This is a genomic window from Mycobacterium sp. E1715, assembly GCF_001667625.1.
In the GTDB taxonomy this organism is placed as follows: domain Bacteria; phylum Actinomycetota; class Actinomycetes; order Mycobacteriales; family Mycobacteriaceae; genus Mycobacterium.
Window position 1 is genome coordinate 1 of the sequence record NZ_LZJJ01000223.1, and the last position, 4571, is coordinate 4571.

Below are 4571 nucleotides of genomic sequence, written 5' to 3' on the forward strand. Positions count from 1 at the left end.
ACTCGCCGGTGATCCGGAAGGCGGTCGGCATGTTGTACGTCGCCCCCCCACCACCCCCATCGAAGAACTCCTGACCACCATCTACACCGAAGTCCTCGGCCTCGACCGCATCAGCATCGACGACTCCTTCTTCGACCTCGGCGGGGATTCGTTGTCGGCCATGCGCCTGATCGCCGCCGTCAACGCCGACCTGGACGCCGACGTTTCGGTCCGCACCCTGTTCGAGGCCCCCACCGTCGCCGAGTTGGCGCCCCGCCTCGCCGGAGGCACTCGACGGAAACCGTTGCGACGCAGGGAGCGTCCCGCGAAGATTCCACTGTCGTTCGCCCAGAACCGCCTGTGGTTCGTCAACCAGTTCGAGGGCGGGGTGGCGACGTACAACATGCCGACCGCCTTCCGGATCACCGGCGAGTTGGACGTCGAGGCGCTGACCGCGGCCCTCGATGACCTGATCGGCCGCCACGAGTCGTTGCGCACCGTCTTCCCGGACGTCGACGGCGCCCCGTACCAGCAGGTGTTGGCGGCCCAGCCGGGGATGTGGCGGCGCGGCGACACCACCGTCGTGCCGCTGGGCGATCAGCAAGAGGTCGCGGGCGAGTTGATCGCGCTCGCGAGCCACCGATTCAATTTGGCGACGGAGATCCCGATTCGCGCGCAAATCTATTCGACGGGACCCGCGGAGCATGTGCTCGCGATTGTGCTGCACCACATCGCCTTTGACGGTTGGTCGCTGGCTCCCATGTTCAGGGACATCGGCGTCGCCTACGCAAGCCGATGCGCGGGGCTCATACCGGACTGGGCCGAACTGCCGGTGCAATACGTGGACTACACGCTGTGGCATCAGGAGCTGCTGGGAGACGAGTCCGACCCGGACAGTGTGATCGCTCGCCAGTTGCGCTATTGGCAAGGCGAATTGGCCGGACTGCCGGAAATCGTGTCGCTGCCCGCGGATCGTGTCCGGCCCCCGGTGCCCAGCTACGGCGGCGGCGAGGTGGATCTGCTGATCGAGCCGGGGGTCTGGGCCGGGATCAAGCAGCTGGCAGCGACGCACAACGCGACGGCCTCGATGGTGTTGCAGGCTGTCATGGCGGTCTTGTTGCACCGGGTCGGCGTGGGTGACGACGTGGTGCTGGGCACACCGATCGCCGGGCGGTCGGATCGTGCGCTCAGCGACCTGGTCGGATTCTTCGTCAACACCTGGGTGTTGCGAGTGGAAGTGGATCCGGCATGCCGGTTCACCGATGTCCTTGCGCGGGTGCGTAATAAAGCCCTGGACGCCTACAGCAATCAGGACGTGCCGTTCGAGCGGTTGGTCGAGCAGCTCAATCCCGCGCGCTCGGCCGCGCACCACCCCTTGTTCCAGGTGCTGATGGTGCTGCAGAACAACGTGCGCCCGGACGCGTTCGCGATCGATGGCGTCGGCGTCGAACAGTGGGCGGTGCCCACCCGCTCGGCGCGCTTCGACCTGGACTTCGAACTGGTGGAGGTGCCCACCGACGACCCGGCCGCTCCACGGGCCGCCGGATCGGTGACATACGCGACGGATCTCTTCGACCGCTCCACCATCGAGCGTCTCGTCGACCGGTTCGGGCGGGTGCTGGACGCGGTGGTCGCGGACCCAGCGGTGGTGGTGGGCGCCATCTCGTTGATGGATTGCGGCGAGCGCGAATTGGTCCAATCGACGTGGGCCGGCACCGGGGTCGATGCACAGGTGGGAGTCGCGCCGCAGTTGCTGGCGGCAGCGGCGGCTGCCGACCCGGACGCGGTGGCGGTGGTCGACGGTGACCGCTCGATGTCGTATCGCGAGCTCGACGAGGCGTCGACACGGTTGGCGCACGCACTGATAGCGGCGGGCGTCGGCGCGGAGCGCGCGGTGGCGGTCGCGATGGATCGGTGTCTGGAACTGGTGCTCACCTGGTGGGCCGTCGTCAAAGCCGGCGGAACCTACGTGCCCGTCGACCGGACTCACCCCGTCGAGCGCATCGCGACCGTGCTGGACACCGCAGACGCGAGTTGCGTGTTGACCCGCGACGCCGGCACCGTTGACTGGGCCGGCGGCCGCCGCGTGCTCCGCATCGACGACTTCGACCTATCCGGGCTGAGCGCTGACCCGATCACCGACGCCGACCGCCTGGCACCCCTGACGGTCAACAGCACCGCCCACGTCATCTTCACGTCCGGATCCACCGGCACCCCAAAGGGAGTCGCGGTCAGCCACGGTGGCCTGCTGGAAATCGCCTCGCTCGGCGAGCTCTTCGGATTGAATGCGGGTACGCGGCTGCTGATGCTCGCCGCGCCCACCTTCGATGTATCGATCGGTGAATTGCTGCTGGCGGTCGGGGCGAGGGCGGCGCTGGTGGTGGCGCCGCCGGAAGCCGTTGCGGGCGAGGCGTTGACGGCATTGCTGCGTGATCAGCGCGTCAACGCTGCGGTCTTGACCCCGTCGGTGCTGTCCTCGCTGGACCCCGCCCGCCTCGACGCGGTCGACACGCTCATCACGACGGGGGAAGCGTGCCCAAGCGAGTTGGCGGCTGCCTGGGCGTCGGAGAGGCGAATGTTCAACGCCTACGGCCCCACCGAGGCCACCATCTGGGCCACCTGCGGCGGACCCTTGGCGCCGGGGCAGCCGGTGGGAATCGGCACCCCCGTCCCGGGTGTGTGCGCTCTCGTGCTGGACACCCGGCTCAGCCCGGCGCCCATCGGCGTCGTCGGCGAACTGTATCTGGGCGGACGTGCCGTCGCGCACGGCTATCTCGGCCGGGCGGAGTTGACCGCGGAACGGTTCATCGCCAACCCCTTTGGGGTTCCCGGGTCACGCCTGTACCGCACGGGCGACCTGGTCCGCTGGACCGCAGCCGGAACGCTGGACTACTTGGGACGCGCCGACACCCAGGTCAAACTCCGTGGACAACGAATCGAATTGGGGGAGATCGAGAACAGCTTGCTGGCCTGCCCGCACGTCACCATGGCCGCAGCCACGATGCACAACGGCGGGACCGGCGCCAACCTCGTCGCCTACGTGGCCCTCGAGCACGCCGCCACCGCCGACAACGACGACGACGACGAAATCGTCGCGCAGTGGCAGCACGTCTACGACGACCTCTACGGCGCCGAGGCCGGCACCTCCGGGCTCGGCACCGACTTCCGGGGATGGAACAGCAGCTACTCCGGCGAGCCGATCCCGCTCGCGGAGATGGAGGAATGGCGTTCGCTGACGGTGGACCGGATCATGGCCCTGCGACCGCGGCGGGTACTGGAGATCGGGGTGGGCCTGGGCCTGGTTCTCTCACAAGTCGCCCCGCAGTGCGAGCGTTACGTGGCCACCGACATGTCCGCGGCGGCAATCGATTACCTCGCCCGCTCGATGGAACGGCTGGAGCTCCCCTGGCGTGACCGCGTCCAGCTGCTGACTCGACCCGCCCACGTGACCGACGGCCTGCCGCTGGGCTTCTTCGACACCGTGATCCTCAACTCGGTCGTTCAGTACTTCCCCAACGCGGGGTATCTGGCCGACCTCATCGACAGTGTCATGGAACTCCTGTGCCCCGGCGGATCGCTGTTCATCGGCGATGTCCGCAACCACAGCCTGCAGGGCGCATTCCAGACCGCGGTGGCGCTCGCCCGCAGCGGCAACACAGACGCGGGCGAACTTCGTCACCGCATCCAGCGCGCCGTCGTCGGCGAGGCCGAACTCCTGCTCGCTCCAGAGTTTTTCACCGGTTGGGCGGCCAGCCATCCGGCGGCGTCGGCGCTCGACATCCAGGTCAAGCGCGGAGCGGCCGACAACGAACTCACCCGGTACCGCTACGACGTCGTCGTGCACAAGGCGCCCACATCGGTGCATTCCCTGGGCGCCGCCCCGACCTGGGCGTGGGCCGATTGCGCCGGCTTGAACGGGCTGCAGAATCGATTGAACTCCGACCGTCCCGCCGACATCCGAATATGCGGAATCCCGCGCGCCGGCTTGGTCACCGACGTCCAAATCGGACAGGGCCTGGCGGCGGGGCTACCCCTGACCGACGCGCTCGCTGAGGCCACCCGGGTGGAATCGAACGGCACCGCGACACCCGAAGCACTGCACCGCCTCGGCGAAGCCATTGGCTATCGCGTCGCGGTCACGTGGGGCGCTCAACCGGGCACGCTTGATGCCGTCTTCACGGCCGCTGCGGAGGGAAGCATCCCGACCATCAGCGACGTATACCTGCCGAACCGCGATGGTCACGACGAACCCGCCAACGACCCGCGCAACAACACGCGGATCAGCGCCGTCCGACGCCAATTGAGCGCGCGGTTGCCGGATTACATGTTGCCGACGCAGATCATGGTGCTCGACGAGTTCCCGATGACCTCGTCCGGCAAGATCGATCGAAAGGCGCTGCCGGCGCCGGTCTTTGCCGACACGCCCTTCCGCGCACCGCAGACCCCGACCGAAGAGATCCTGGCCGGGATCTACGCCCAAGTGCTCGGGCTGGACCGGGTCGGGGTCGACGAATCGTTCTTCGACCTGGGCGGCGACAGCATCTTGTCGATGCAGGTGGTGTCGCGGGCCCGCGCGGCCGGCAGCTGAGGCC

Annotated in this window: 1 protein-coding gene; it reads left to right on the forward strand. The window is 68.1% G+C overall.

The features are described 5' to 3' along the window. Nucleotides 1-4567: non-ribosomal peptide synthetase (locus A9X03_RS12195; RefSeq protein ID WP_156746545.1), on the forward strand; the 4567-nt coding region annotated here is incomplete at its 5' end. Nucleotides 4568-4571 lie beyond the last annotated feature (4 nt).